The following is a 13,257-nucleotide window of genomic DNA, read 5'->3' as shown; positions in this document are numbered from 1 at the left end:
TAAAGGCGAGTTCAAAAGCTTCTGTACGTATTTCCACCAGCCATACGCTCTCTATCACATGGTTCTTTCTACTATTCCTTCTCATTGTTTTTTTCTATTATAAGACTCATGTTACCAAAGATAGCTATTTTTTTCAATCTTAAATTAACCAACTTTTAAAGTTTGACCAATATAAATTGTATCCCCGCTCAAGCCATTTAATTGTTTGATTTTTTGGATGCTGATTCCGTATTGCATTGATAAGCCCCAAAGTGAATCACCGCTTTTAACTGTATGGCGTTTGCCTGATGCACTATTTGTTGAAGAAGCATTGCCACCTGCAGAAGCGCCTTTTTTCACGATAATTGTTTGACCAGCAAAAATTAAATCGCCTTTGATCCCGTTCCATGAACGTAGATTAGCAACACTCACGCCAAACTGTGCAGAAATTTTATTCAACGTATCGCCTGATTTAATCGTGTAGGATGTTGTCGCACCGCCACCATTATTCGTAGGCTTGTTCGTATTCGTTGAACCTGAGTTGGCGCCTTTTTTCACGATAATCTTTTGACCAGCAAAAATCAAACTACCGCTGATGTTATTCCAGGCTTGTAAGTTAGCCACACTAACACCGAATTGTGCAGAAATTTTGTTCAAGGTATCGCCTGATTTAATCGTGTAGTACGTATTCGTTCCTGATTGATTATTGTTAGAACCACCATTGCTTGAGCCACCGGTATTACCTGAAGTACCTTTTTTCACAATGATTTTTTGACCAGCGAAGATTAAATCGCCAGAAATGCCATTCCATGAGCGTAAATTAGCAACACTCACGCCATATTGGGCGGCAATTTTGTTCAAGGTATCGCCTGATTTAATTGTGTAGTACGTATTCGTTCCTGATTGATTATTGTTAGAACCACCGTTGTTTGAGCCGCCAGTGTTACCTGAAGCACCTTTTTTCACGATAAGTTTTTGACCAACGAAAATTAAATCGCCAGAGATGCCATTCCATGAGCGTAAATTAGCAACGCTCACGCCATATTGAGCGGCAATTTTATTCAAGGTATCCCCTGATTTTACAGTATAGTACGTGTTCGTTCCTGATTGATTATTGTTAGAACCACCGTTGCCTGAGCCACCAGTGTTACCTGAAGCACCTTTTTTCACGATGAGTTTTTGACCAACGAAAATTAAATCGCCAGAGATGCCGTTCCATGAGCGTAAATTAGCAACGCTCACACCATATTGCGCGGCAATTTTATTCAATGTATCTCCTGATTTTACAGTATAGTACGTGTTCGTTCCTGATTGATTGTTAGAACCGCCTGTTCCTGGATTAACTGTTCCGCCCCCAGTATTTCCACCAGAAGATGGTGTATCATATTGAGTTAAGTTATATGCGGTAATGACATTATTTAATTTAGCATTGTAGCTAGGATCTGTCGCATAACGACCTGTTAACCAAGCAGTTGCATCGCGGTACGAGCTTGTATTGCTTTTCCAAGCCCCAGCATAATAGTAAACGCCCGCTTGGAAAGAAGTTGTTTTTAGCACGTGCGCATTATCTTGGAATGATTCCATGTAAGAAGGATATTTACGGAAAGGTTCTTTTTTCACTAACCATTTGCCGTTTAAATATTCCCATGTATCCATATAGACAGATTGTCCATTGTAGCTGCCTTTAATCCCAAATAAGTTATAGTTTGGTGCCTTAGATAGCGTACTTGCTCCCCAACCACTTTCAACGATTGCTTGAGCCATCATCACTGATGCATATAAATCATTGGCTTGCGCAATAGGTTGTGCACAACGAGCTAACTCGGCAATAAATTCTGAAGGACTTTGCGTCGGTGATAACGCTGAAAAAGTTTGCGCAGAAGCTACTCTAGCTTCTGGTACTTTTACTTCATCATCGGGTGTAACTGCAGGCGCTGCTTCAGACTCGGTTGTTGAAGGAGCTACTGGCGCGATTTCTGCTACTGAAGAATCAGTCGTTCCTGATTCCACAGGTGTAGTTGAATCAACTGTTGGTTGCTCGGTACTTGGTGTTGTTGGTGTTTCTTTTGATGATTCAGTTGTCGATTCAGTCGTTGTTGACGAATCCGTTGTCGGTTGTTCCGTAGTTCCTGGCGTAGTTTCTGTTGTTGGTGTCTCTACTAAGCCAGTTTCCGTAGTAGGTGCTTGGGCAACTTCCGCATTTGTTGGCTGCTCTTCTGTTGCCTCAGCAGTCACTGGTAGTAACGCAACGGGGGTTCCTACAGATGAAACAATTAACGCCGAGCTGAATAAAGTAGTGCTCTTCTTCCATTGTACTGGCGTTTTCTTTCTTTGTTGTGCTTTCCTTCTTTCGATACGTGACATTGATTCTTTCTTCATTGATACGTCCCCAACTTTCCTTTTTTAACTTATATGTAAATGTAATTTTTTAGTTTTGTTATTATAACAAGTATACCTTTTTTTCTGGCGAATTAAAAACACTTCAACAAAATTTCATATTACTGTAACTAGATTGTAAAGAAGTAATGTTTTTTAACATGGATTTCCTCTCTTGTTACTACTCGGAAAAAAACTGCGACTTTAGTTGTAGACGCTTCTTTACCTTAGTCTGATTTTTTTAATTCCTCTTGTTATTCGCTCAAAAAGAAATTATAGTTTAAGATGAGAAATGAATCGTGTAGAAAGAGGGAGCGGAATGAATAAAGAACATTTTATTATTGAGCTGAAAATTTATTTAAAAGCATTAAATCCCAAAGATCAAGCTATTATTCTTGCGAAATACAAGGCGTTATTTGATGCTCGTGTTGCGGAAGGCGAAACAGAAGAACAAGTGGCAAAATCATTGGGGAAACCACGGGTTATCGCAGAAGAAATTTTAAAAGAACAAGGCATCGAATTGACGGAACGAAAAATTGAAAATAATGGCTGGCAAGAAATTCCAGCGGCTACACCTGCTTATGATCATCCCTATGAAGAAGAATCTGAATTTTACTATGATAATGATTCTCCATACTATCAACGACCACAGCATCGGCCACTAACCCGATTTTTCCAAGTGCTTGGTATTTTCTGTTTAAATTTTTTCTTCATGTTTTGGGTTATTTTAGGGATTGCCTTAATGTACGTAGGTTGTGGCATTGCCGGAGCTGCAACTTTATTTTCACCAATTTATGGTATTTATAGTGTCATTACCCAAGCAAATGCCGCTTCCTTTTTCCAATTATCTATGAGTCTCTTTTTATTTGGTGCATCAATCATTGGTTGGTTACTGTTTCTACCAATTTTAAAATTTTCAGCACATGTCTTTAAGCGTTATTTCCAATGGAACATTGCTGTTTTACGAGGTGATATCTAATGAAAAAAACAACAGGGATTCTCTTATCCATTGCTGTCTTAGCGATGCTAATTGGTGGATCTGGCGCCGTCTATTATTACAAGCAAGCGGAAAAATCAGTCACACCGCTAAAAGAAAGTTATACACTAAAAAATAAACAAGCAGGCGAAGAACTTCACTTATCCTTAAAAGGCAAAGGCCCTTATACCATTTATAAAACTGATAGTAACAAAATGGGATTACGATCACCGAATAATGCCTTTTATTCAAAAGCTGAAGGCACCTTAGATGTCAAAGAAGAAAAAAATAAAATAACAGCAACCATCAATACCACTCGTACACAAAACCAACCCGAGTTGTCATTTTTTAATATTGGTATTTTTAGTGACTTCACACCGAACGTGAGTGTCCAGATTCCTAATAATGTGAAAAAGTTAGTGATTGATGGCTCAACCCATTCACAAGTTTCATTGAATGCTTTTAACGTAGACGAATTAACAACTAATCTACCAAATTCTTATGTTAGTCTATCAGGCGTTAAAGCAAAAAAAATGACACTTAACTCTTCAGATGGTATCTACCTTTCAGCGGATACTTCCGCTAAAACAGCAACAGTTGAAACCACTGACGGCGATATAACGTTGGGTTCAGCCTATTTCGATGAAATCAAAAATACGACTACTTCTGGTGATATTCGAGTGCAAAATGCCCGTGGAAACATCCAAGCAACAACGACAGATGGCGATATTAGCGTCTATGATTTCAAAGGAGAAGCTAACTTTTCAAGTGAAAATGGTGATTTTTCTTTAGACATGCCTGCTGTGCCTAAAAAATTAACTGTCGCTCTTGTCCATGGAGACATTTATGTAAATTCTGGAGAAATTTTGCGTAATATTTCAATCAAAGGGGAATCAAAATTAGGCGATGTTCAACTTTTAAACAAAGAGCGAACATCTTATAAGAATGGTCGTGCGGATACAGAATTTAACCTTTCTAGCGAATTCGGCGATATTACCGTTGATACTCCTGACGACGATAATCAATAAACATGGCCATTTAAAAAAGTTCTGGTACCACAATGAGAGATTGTGCTGCCAGAACTTTTTTAATATCTGTATCCCCTCCAAATCAGGCAATGAAATTATCTTTTAATTTTTTACCCTTTTGATGGTATAATACGGATTGTTGCGATTAAATTTTGAAAGGATTTTTTATGAAAAACAAACTTTATTATCAATTTGCAGGTAGTTGTTTTCTTTTAGTATTTATGTTTTTAGGCTACGTTGTTCGTTTTTATCCAACCTGGCTCAAAGGCTTTGATCAAACGATTACTTCTTTTGTTCGTCGTCCTTTTCCACAGCTAAATAACTTTTTTATTTGGTACACCAAATTTGCCAATTCATTGACGATTATCATCTTAGCAATCGTTGTCATTGCTCTGTTTATTGTTTGGAAATATTATGCTGAAGCATTATGGCTCTTTATTAATACTGCCTTAATTGCTGGCTTAGGTAATTCTTTATTAAAATTATTCTTTATGCGCCAACGTCCTACTTTGGAGCATTTAGTAACTGAACATACGTATAGTTTTCCTAGCGGACATGCTGTAGGAAGTACCTTGTTCTACGGCACTATTTTATTGATTCTGCCAATTTTCATTAAAAATAAAACGGTCCGTCTTTGTGTGCAAATTTTACTAGGTATTGGGATTTTCATGATTGGGGTTAGTCGAATCTATTTAGGTGTCCATTTCCCTAGCGATATCTTAGGTGGTTTTTGTCTTGGTTTAGCTTGGTTGTTATTAAGTTACCCTATTTATTTAGAAAAACGCTTTGTTTGGCGATTTCAAAGCAAACAACGCTAGAAAGAAGTCTTGATTATGCAAATTTTTCCTTATTCAGATGATCCAAATAAACGCTATCACACTTGGAACTATGCACTTCGTCAACAGTTTGGTGAAAAGATTTTTAAAGTGCCAATTGATGGTGGCTTTGATTGCCCCAATCGTGATGGGACGGTTGCCAAAGGTGGTTGTACGTTCTGTAGTGTTTCTGGATCAGGCGACATGATTGTTGCACCTAGCGATCCCCTGCCGCTTCAATTTCAAAAAGAAATCCAATTGATGCATCAAAAATGGCCAACTGTCGATCAATACATTGTTTACTTCCAAAATTTCACCAATACACATGCGCCCGTTGACGTTATTCGTCATCGGTTTGAACAAGTAGTCAATGAAAAAGGCGTCGTTGGTTTATCCATTGGTACCCGTCCTGATTGTTTGCCTGATGAGGTGGTGAACTATTTAGCCGAATTAAACGAACGCTTTTATTTATGGGTAGAGTTGGGTTTGCAAACCACGTTTGAGGAAACTAGCGCTGCCATTAATCGCGCTCATGATTATCAAACATATCTAGATGGTGTGGCTAAATTACGGAAACACGGGATTCGGGTCTGTACACATTTAATTAACGGGCTACCTGGTGAAACACCTGCCATGATGCGTGAAAATGTGCGGCGAACTATTCAGGATTCAGATATCCAAGGGATTAAACTGCATTTACTTCATTTAATGACAAATACCAAAATGATGCGAGATTATAATGAAGGACGCTTACAATTGATGAGCAAAGAAGCCTATGTTTCAGTGATTTGTGATCAGTTAGAAATGATTCCACCCGAAATTGTTATTCATCGCTTAACAGGCGATGCCCCCTTTGAAACAATTATCGGACCGATGTGGAGCTTGAAAAAATGGGAAGTCCTCAATGCGATTGATGCGGAAATGAAACGCCGCAACAGTTATCAAGGAAAATATACTGTCATTTCAGGAAAGGAAGTTTTCAATTAATGCTACAAACAGCCCTACATTTTAGTCACCAACTTTTAAAAGAAGTAGTGGAACCTGGCGACTTCGTCATTGATGCAACAATGGGAAATGGTCATGATACAGCATTCTTAGCAGAGCTGGTTGGCCCTTCTGGTGAAGTTTTCGCCTTTGATATCCAAAAAGAAGCGTTGATCAATACAGAACAAAAGTTAACAGAACTTAATTTACTCCCACAAACTACGTTATTTCCATTAGGACATGAACATCTTCATGCTGTCCTAGATGAAGAAACAGAAATCACTGCCGCTATTTTTAACTTAGGCTATTTACCTAAAAGTAATAAGGAAATTATTACAAAACCCGCTACGACTAAACAGGCGTTAGATGGGTTACTGCCTCATTTGGTAAAAGGAAGTCGCATTATTTTAGTCGTTTATTATGGCCACGAAGGTGGTTCAGAGGAACTTGATTTGGTCACGAATTACACGCAAGCCTTACCACAAGATGTTTACAGTGTCTTACGTTATGAGTTTATCAATCAAAAAAATCAGCCACCTGTTCTTTTCTGTATTGAAAAGAAATAAGAGAACATGGTCGGATTGTCTCCAGCAATCTGATCATGTTCTCTTTTATTTGTTTTGTTACTCTGTCAATTCACCATCACGAATACGAACCACTCGATCACAGTATTTCAACAAACGCTCATCATGTGTCACCATGATAATCCCTTTATCTTTCTCTTTGGCCTCTTTCGCTAGTAATTGGACAACATCAAATGCCTTTTCTGTATCTAAACTAGCCGTTGGTTCATCTGCCAAAATTACGTCTGGCTCATGATACAATGCACACGCAATGGCTACCCGTTGTCTTTCCCCACCAGAGAGATCACGAGGATAACTATTTCGTAATTCTTTTAAACCCAACGTCTCTAACAATTGCTCTTTTAATTCACTATTTTTACGTGACTTATCAACTTTTTCAATTAAGTGAAATTGATCTTCCACTGTTAAGAATGGCACCAAATTAGAGCTTTGTAAAATAAAGCCGATTTTTTGAAAACGTTGCGCCAAACGTTGCTTCTTCGTTAACTTATTTAGTGATTGCCCGCCAACAATGACTTCACCACTTGTCGGTGCCTGTAAACCAGCTGCAATCGTTAAAAAGGTACTTTTACCAGAGCCAGAAGGACCAATTACTGCGACAAATTCACCTGGCTGAACCGCAAAAGATAATTCTTTTAACGCGATCACTTCTGTATGTTTTTCACCATATTTTTTATAAATATTTTTCATTTCTAAAACATTTGCCATGTCTTTAACCTCCAATCGCGATTAACGGATCAATTTTAGCAATCGTTCGAATTGAAAATGCCCCGCCAATTAATGCAGATAAAATCAATAGTACACTAAACAAAATCATGCGTGGTCCATTAGTTGCATAAGGCATCGCTTCTGGTAAAAAGAGCACGGTAATTCCAGTTAAAGCAAGACCAATCGCCACTCCTAGAACAGCCAATAAAGCGGTTTGTAGCATGACTGCCTTTGCTAAGAAACTAGTCGGCACCCCTTGAACTTTTAAGACACCGAACATTGCTGTTTTCTGTAAAGTCATCACAAAGATAAAAATACCGATAATGAACGCTGCAATCACAATCAAGAAATAAATCATGCCATCCAAGGTCAAGTTTTGAGCGCTGTATCCTGGCAGTTTTTCAATAAAATCTGAAATTGAAAGAACTTGGCTGTCTTTATTAGTCGTTTTAACTTCCGCGTTGTCCTTGCTGCGAACAATGAAACCATTAACCATTTTGGCCATTGCTGGATTGTCACCATATTTAATTGACCGCCAAGTATCCAGAGAAGTGTAAATAACCGGCACAATGTTATAGCTACTTTTAGAAATAAAGCCGACAATTTCTAATTGCTCATCATATTTCCCTGCAGTTAATTTGTCGCCAATTTTAAATCCTTGATTTTTCAATGTTTCTGAAGCAATCACTTGATTTTTATCAGTAAATGCGTTTCCTTCAATCACTTTTGGCATTAAAAAACTTTCTTTTTCAATCCCAAATAAGCTAACATTCGTTAATTCAGCCTTTTTATCATCTGCTGGGCGGATGGCTAAAGATTGTTGACCAATCGGTGCAATTTTGCCTCCTGAAATCGTTTCTTTCACGTTTTCATCTAACACTGATACATTTAAATTACTATTGGCCTCTTTTGATAAAACCACTTGATTCGCTTGCCATTGATCTACGGCTAAACGATTTCCTTGAGCTAAACCGTTCGCTAAACCTGACAAAATAAAAATTAACCAAGCAATCAAGACCATTACTAAGACTACAAGGACGTACCGTCCTTTTGAATACTTCATTTCATTAAATCCTAAAAACATGAATGGTTCACCTCTTTCTTCTTTTCGAAATAAACTATATCACTTATCAATCGATAAATCAATAATTATTTATCGATTGATAAGTGAATTTTACAAAAAAATAGAGAAGTCTGTTTTTCAACAGGGCTTCTCTATTTTTTATTTGTGACTTTTCAGAACGCCATGTAGCATAAATTGAATAAATTTTTTGACATCGTCATCCACTGTTTTTCGCTGGTACGTTTTTTCAATACTTAATAATGCACTAACGTTATATAAAATAAACCGAGTTGCATCATCTACACTGATGCCCTCTTGTAAGCAATTGGTTTCAGGTTCACTTTCAAAAATAGCCGCAATATTATTGATATAGGTTTTTTTGAAAATTTGATACAGCGTACGATTGTAATCAGGGCCCATTTCTTGAAACATGTCGTTCAACATTAAGAAAAGATTGGTCGGATGTTCATCTAACAAAACTTTGATTAATTGATAAAGTTTTTCTTCTACTGATGCATTTCCAGAAACAATTGGGACTAATTCTTCCTGAACACGGGACGTTAATTCTTCAATCACAGCTAAATACAGTTCTTTTTTATTTTTAAAATGGTGATAGAGATTCGGTTGGGTAATGTTCGCTTTTAAAGCAATTTCACGAGTGGAGGTATTTTTGAACCCCTTTGTCATGAATAATTCAGAAGCGACAGACAAAATAATTTGCCGTGTACGTTCTAAATCAGCTTTGCGTTTATTTGGCTTTTCCATGGTTTTCTCGCCCCCTGCTGCTTTTTATTTTAGCATATTCTCCGGCAAGAAACGAGAGACCTTTATACAAAAAACGAAAAATATACAATCAATGTGCCTACTATTTGGAGAAGAATCGCGCAATAATACCACCGCTGCAAATGTATCAGCCAGCCTTTTTCGCCCCCAAGATAAATCAACCACTGCAGTCCATATAAAAAACTATTAGCCAACAACCAAAAAAGCAGTGCCGATTTTGTCCATCGATTCTCTCTGAATACACTCAGTACAAATAAAGTATTTAGCACCAAAAACGTGCGCCGTAATTGCCGTACATTCCTCATTTTCCCCATTGATATATCTCCTTTTTCTATTTAGCATAGCAAAAAAAGAAGCAAATGAGAATGACTCATTTTGCTTCTTTTTCAACTTATTCAAAAACAAATTGATTTTTATAAAGTTCCGCATAGAATCCATCTTGTTCAACTAGTTCATGGTGGTTGCCTTCTTCAATGACTTCACCGTCTCGTAAAACAATAATCCGATCCGCATTTAGAATCGTTTTCAAACGATGGGCAATCACAAAACTGGTGCGCCCTTTAATTGCTTCGTCCATCGCTTTTTGGATTTTAGCTTCTGTTACTGTATCAACATTACTTGTTGCTTCATCCAAAATTAATAATTCTGGATTGGTAATAATCGTTCGTGCAATACTTACTAATTGCTTTTGCCCCGTACTGAAAAGGTTATTCTCTTCCGTAATCTCAGTATCGTAGCCTTGCTCAAGATTTACAATAAATTCATGGATATTCGCTTGTTTCGCTGCTTGAACAATTTCTTCATCCGTGGCCTCTGGCTTACCAAAAGCAATATTCTCACGAATTGTTCCTGAAAATAGAACGGACTCTTGCAAAACAATGCCTACATGTGAACGCAAGCTATCTAAATCCATTTCACGAATGTCCACACCATCAAACGTCACGGCGCCTTCATTCACATCATAAAAGCGATTCATTAAATTCATAATCGTTGTTTTTCCTGAGCCTGTCGGTCCGACTAAAGCGACCATTTCACCTTTATCCACATGAATAGAAACATCTTTCAACACAGGCGTTTCTGGATTATAGCCAAAAACAACATGATTTAAAGCCACAGCTTTGTTAATCTCTTCTAATTTTTCGCCATTTTCGGGACGAATTTCATCTGGTTCATCAAACATCTCATTTAAACGACGAGCGCCTGTAACAGCTAATTGAATCATGCTATAACCTGAAGAAATTTGCATTAATGGTTGATAATATTGTTGGGAATATTGGACAAACATAACGACTAAACCTAACGCAGCGGCACGATCAACAGAGCCATTGATTGCTAACCAACCACCAAAGAAAATAACAATCGCCGTATTGACTAATGACATTCCTTGCATCATTGGGAAAAGTAATCCTGAATACACTTGACCTTTATACGTAGCGGCACGGACTTTTTCATTTTGCTCTAAAAAGCCGTCAATGGTTTCTTCTTGTAAACCATTGGTAATAATCACACGTTGCCCACTAATTTTTTCATCCATATAGCCATTTAATTTACCCACTTCATCTTGCTGTAAATCGACATATTTGCGCGCCTTGCTAATCACAAAGACCGCAATTAAAATCGCAATCGGCGTAGAAGCAATTGTAGCCCATGCCAGTTCCACATTTTGACGGAACATCATGATTAAGACACCAACCAATAAGGCAATATTGGTTAATACTTGTAGCAACGCTTGGTTTAAACTGTTTTGGATGTTGTCTAAATCACTAGTAAAACGACTTAAAATTTCACCATCTTGATGAGAATCAAAGAAACGAATCGTCAATTTTTCTAATTTGTTAAACAAACCAATCCGCATGCGGTTCGTCGATTTTCCCACGACTTGTGTAAAGAGAATACTATAAATGAAACTAGCGGCACTAGTTAAGACATAAAAAATGAGTAGTTTCCAAATGACAGAAACGAACGCACTTTTATCGTCTTTTCCTTGCATCACATTAACCGCATATTTCGCTAATTCCTGAATAGCTTCCCCAACGAATTGCGGCGCTTTGACTTGTAAATAAGTCGCTGCGAAAATTGCTAAGAAAATAAAGAGGAAAGAAACTTTGTAACGTTTTAAATAATGATAGAAAAATTTACTAGCTTTTATTAAATCAGTCATTAAGCTTCCTCCTTTCCTTTTTGAGTTTCGTAAATTTCTTGATACACGGGGTTCGTAGCTGCTAATTCTTCATGCGTGCCTTCCCCGACTAAACGTCCATTATCCAATACTAAAATACGATCTGCATGGACAACAGAAGAAATTTTTTGGGCAATAACGATCGTGGTAGTCTCTTTTAACTCTTTATCCAACGCTTCTCGGACTAACCGCTCCGAACGAGCATCCAACGCGCTGGTGCTATCATCTAAAATCAAAATTTTAGGCTCACCAATCACACCTCTTGTAATTGATAACCGTTGTTTTTGTCCACCAGAAAAGTTATTACTCCGTTCTTCGACGGGTGCATCATAACCTTCTGCTAATTTTTCAATAAATTCCTTGGCTTGGGCGATGCCTGAAGCCCGTTCCATGTCCGCTTCAGAAGCGTCACGTTTACCATGGCGTAGATTTTGCGCAATCGTTCCAGAGAACAGGATTGCTTTTTGCAACACAAAGGAAACTGTTTTTCGTAAACTGTGTTCGTTCACTTCTCGTAAATCGACACCACCAACTTCAATCTTTCCTTCTGTCGGATCAAACAAACGTGGAATTAATTGTGCCAATGTAGATTTACCAGCGCCAGTTGCGCCCACAATCCCAATCATTTCACCTGGCTGAATAGAGAAAGAGATGTCTTTCAAGGTATCTTCTTCATCCCCAGGATAACGGAAAGATACGTGATCAAACTCAACACTACCAATTAACTCTTGTTCTGGGACTTTTTTGTAGGTAACATCTGGTTCTGTTTCCATCACTTCTTTAATCCGCTTAATGGAAACAGCGGCACGAGAAGTCATCATCATCATCATTCCGCCGATAATAATCGCCATCATGATTTGCATTAAATAGTTCATAAAGGAAGCGACACCACCGATTAAAGTTGGATCGTCCTTGACTAAGTTACTCACAAAGAAAATCGAGCCTACAACGGCTAAGTTCGCCACCAACATAAACGCTGGAATCATCACAGCAAATAAGCTACCTACGATTAAGTTATGGGTGGTTAATTCTTCACTCACTTTTGTAAAACGTGACAATTGATTTTTTTCTTGAACAAATGATTTGACGACACGAATGCCTAACAAATTTTCTTTTGCGATACCATTAATCTTATCAATCAAGTTTTGAATAATCATGAAATGCTTGCCCATTTGCGAAAAGGACAGCATAGAAATCAAAATAACTGCGATGACAAGTGCAACAATCACCCACCATAGTTGTGGCAAGGTTAGCATCGCTAAAATAAAACTCCCGATAAATAAAAAAGGAATTCTAAAAAGTGTCTGCAACGCAATCATAATGACATTTTGAATTTGAGTAACGTCATTTGTTAAACGAACAACTAAGTTACCTGCTGAAAATTTTTCGATATTGCCAAATGAAAAGGTTTGGATTTTGCGGAAAGTTGCTTCACGAATGTCAGCACTGACACCTTGGGCAACTTTGGCAGAAAAAATTGTATTAATAACCCCTGCAACGAGTCCTAATCCTGCAATGGCAATTAATTGAATCCCTAAGTTTTTCATTTTGTCGCTATCGTCATTCATAATTGCTTCCAACACTTGTTGTAACAATTTTGGTTGCCAAAGTGCTGAGACAACCATTACGATCACCGCCAACAAGGCAATAACTACCGAGCCTTTGTATTTTTTGGCGTGTTGAATAATAAGGTCCATCTTATCCCTACTTTCTTAAAATAGTTCCCTGCTTCTTCAGTGTTGGTCTGCGAATTCTTCCCCATTACAAAAAAATCAATTTGCT

At 37.8% G+C, this 13,257-nt stretch carries 11 protein-coding genes and 1 other annotated feature (1 of these 12 cut by a window edge); of the genes, 5 read left to right on the top strand and 6 right to left on the bottom strand.

Going from position 1 to position 13,257, the window contains the following annotated elements; translation table 11 throughout:
* Positions 1-94 (bottom strand) — a binding site (T-box leader) (it extends 139 nt beyond the left edge of the window).
* 50 nt (positions 95-144) lie between these two features.
* Complete coding sequence (locus tag IGL36_RS02790; protein ID WP_010716812.1) at positions 145-2,358, bottom strand: autolysin; 2,214 nt, start codon at positions 2,356-2,358, stop codon at positions 145-147.
* Between the two features lie 316 nt (positions 2,359-2,674).
* On the opposite strand from IGL36_RS02790, the gene IGL36_RS02785 reads away from it, so the two are divergent.
* The 5 genes from IGL36_RS02785 to IGL36_RS02765 all read left to right on the top strand — a co-directional run bounded on the left by IGL36_RS02785 (position 2,675) and on the right by IGL36_RS02765 (position 6,724).
* Positions 2,675-3,334, top strand: a complete 660-nt coding sequence (locus IGL36_RS02785) for a DUF1700 domain-containing protein (RefSeq protein ID WP_002381265.1) — start codon at positions 2,675-2,677, stop codon at positions 3,332-3,334.
* The gene (locus tag IGL36_RS02780; protein ID WP_002398094.1) at positions 3,334-4,359 is read left to right on the top strand and encodes a DUF4097 family beta strand repeat-containing protein; all 1,026 of its coding nucleotides are present in this window, start codon (positions 3,334-3,336) and stop codon (positions 4,357-4,359) included. Before IGL36_RS02785 ends, IGL36_RS02780 begins: the two co-directional genes overlap by 1 nt.
* A gap of 167 nt (positions 4,360-4,526) precedes the next feature.
* Positions 4,527-5,177, top strand: a complete 651-nt coding sequence (locus IGL36_RS02775) for a phosphatase PAP2 family protein (protein ID WP_002398095.1) — start codon at positions 4,527-4,529, stop codon at positions 5,175-5,177.
* A gap of 15 nt (positions 5,178-5,192) precedes the next feature.
* The gene (locus IGL36_RS02770) at positions 5,193-6,161 is read left to right on the top strand and encodes a TIGR01212 family radical SAM protein (protein ID WP_002355668.1); all 969 of its coding nucleotides are present in this window, start codon (positions 5,193-5,195) and stop codon (positions 6,159-6,161) included.
* Entirely contained in the window at positions 6,161-6,724 is a 564-nt protein-coding gene (locus IGL36_RS02765; RefSeq protein ID WP_002355667.1) for a class I SAM-dependent methyltransferase, read from the top strand. The genes IGL36_RS02770 and IGL36_RS02765 overlap by 1 nt, the downstream gene beginning before the upstream one ends.
* Before the next feature lie 57 nt (positions 6,725-6,781).
* Here IGL36_RS02765 and IGL36_RS02760 read toward each other — a convergent pair whose 3' ends face one another.
* From IGL36_RS02760 to erfC, 5 genes are all read right to left on the bottom strand, one after another.
* Positions 6,782-7,450: an ABC transporter ATP-binding protein gene (locus tag IGL36_RS02760; RefSeq protein ID WP_002363221.1), complete on the bottom strand. Its 669-nt coding sequence runs from the start codon at positions 7,448-7,450 to the stop codon at positions 6,782-6,784.
* Positions 7,451-7,454: 4 nt separating this feature from the next.
* Positions 7,455-8,534 carry an ABC transporter permease gene (locus tag IGL36_RS02755; protein ID WP_002355665.1) on the bottom strand — a complete coding sequence of 360 codons (1,080 nt, stop codon included), beginning with the start codon at positions 8,532-8,534 and terminating at the stop codon, positions 7,455-7,457.
* Positions 8,535-8,672: 138 nt separating this feature from the next.
* Positions 8,673-9,278, bottom strand: a complete 606-nt coding sequence (locus IGL36_RS02750) for a TetR/AcrR family transcriptional regulator (protein ID WP_002355664.1) — start codon at positions 9,276-9,278, stop codon at positions 8,673-8,675.
* Between the two features lie 409 nt (positions 9,279-9,687).
* Positions 9,688-11,457, bottom strand: a complete 1,770-nt coding sequence (gene erfD, locus IGL36_RS02745) for a multidrug ABC transporter ATP-binding protein/permease ErfD (RefSeq protein ID WP_002358756.1) — start codon at positions 11,455-11,457, stop codon at positions 9,688-9,690.
* Complete coding sequence (erfC, locus tag IGL36_RS02740) at positions 11,457-13,172, bottom strand: multidrug ABC transporter ATP-binding protein/permease ErfC (RefSeq protein ID WP_002355662.1); 1,716 nt, start codon at positions 13,170-13,172, stop codon at positions 11,457-11,459. Before erfC ends, erfD begins: the two co-directional genes overlap by 1 nt.
* Positions 13,173-13,257 lie beyond the last annotated feature (85 nt).

The sequence above is a fragment of the Enterococcus sp. AZ011 genome (genome assembly GCF_050548355.1).
Lineage (GTDB): Bacteria > Bacillota > Bacilli > Lactobacillales > Enterococcaceae > Enterococcus > Enterococcus faecalis.
The sequence above is the reverse complement of the archived record's forward strand: the minus strand, read 5'-3'. Positions and strand labels throughout refer to the sequence as shown.

Coding starts and splice junctions, on each gene's coding strand:
- IGL36_RS02790 (WP_010716812.1), bottom strand. CDS start 2,358: ATGAAGAAAGAATCAATGTCACGTATCGAAAGAAGGAAAGCACAACAA.
- IGL36_RS02785 (WP_002381265.1), top strand. CDS start 2,675: ATGAATAAAGAACATTTTATTATTGAGCTGAAAATTTATTTAAAAGCA.
- IGL36_RS02780 (WP_002398094.1), top strand. CDS start 3,334: ATGAAAAAAACAACAGGGATTCTCTTATCCATTGCTGTCTTAGCGATG.
- IGL36_RS02775 (WP_002398095.1), top strand. CDS start 4,527: ATGAAAAACAAACTTTATTATCAATTTGCAGGTAGTTGTTTTCTTTTA.
- IGL36_RS02770 (WP_002355668.1), top strand. CDS start 5,193: ATGCAAATTTTTCCTTATTCAGATGATCCAAATAAACGCTATCACACT.
- IGL36_RS02765 (WP_002355667.1), top strand. CDS start 6,161: ATGCTACAAACAGCCCTACATTTTAGTCACCAACTTTTAAAAGAAGTA.
- IGL36_RS02760 (WP_002363221.1), bottom strand. CDS start 7,450: ATGGCAAATGTTTTAGAAATGAAAAATATTTATAAAAAATATGGTGAA.
- IGL36_RS02755 (WP_002355665.1), bottom strand. CDS start 8,534: ATGTTTTTAGGATTTAATGAAATGAAGTATTCAAAAGGACGGTACGTC.
- IGL36_RS02750 (WP_002355664.1), bottom strand. CDS start 9,278: ATGGAAAAGCCAAATAAACGCAAAGCTGATTTAGAACGTACACGGCAA.
- erfD (WP_002358756.1), bottom strand. CDS start 11,457: ATGACTGATTTAATAAAAGCTAGTAAATTTTTCTATCATTATTTAAAA.
- erfC (WP_002355662.1), bottom strand. CDS start 13,172: ATGGACCTTATTATTCAACACGCCAAAAAATACAAAGGCTCGGTAGTT.